Origin of the sequence: Mesorhizobium sp. M5C.F.Ca.ET.164.01.1.1 (assembly GCF_004792125.1) — a bacterium.
GTDB classification, from domain to species: Bacteria; Pseudomonadota; Alphaproteobacteria; order Rhizobiales; family Rhizobiaceae; genus Mesorhizobium; species Mesorhizobium wenxiniae.
On sequence record NZ_SRTG01000257.1, the window covers coordinates 1 to 356 of the forward strand.

1 pseudogene is annotated in these 356 nt (G+C 69.7%); it reads right to left on the reverse strand.

Going from position 1 to position 356, the window contains the following annotated elements:
* Nucleotides 1-356: pseudogene (locus EN807_RS33365) on the reverse strand (RNA methyltransferase); the annotation flags it as partial.

The following is a 356-nucleotide window of genomic DNA, read 5'->3' on the forward strand; positions in this document are numbered from 1 at the left end:
GCCGTCGAAGCCGTTCAATTCCTTGAAGGTCAGCGGCCTTCGGAAGAGGTCGCGGCGTTCGACGGTCACCCGCTTCAGGCCGCTGGCGAAGCGGAAGGCGCGGTCGAGCGCGGCGAGCGCCGGACCGTCGCCCTCGACGGCATGAACCTCGGATTTCGCCGCCAGCCGAAGCGCGAAGCTGCCGCAGCCGGCAAACAGATCCGCGACCTTCTTCGCACGCGCCAGATGCTGGCCGACAAGGCTCGCCATCGTCTGTTCCGCGGCCTCCGTCGCCTGCAGGAAGGCGCCCGGCGGCACCGCGACGGCGACCGACCCGAACTGCACCACCGGCTTCTTCGGCTCGACGATCACCTCGC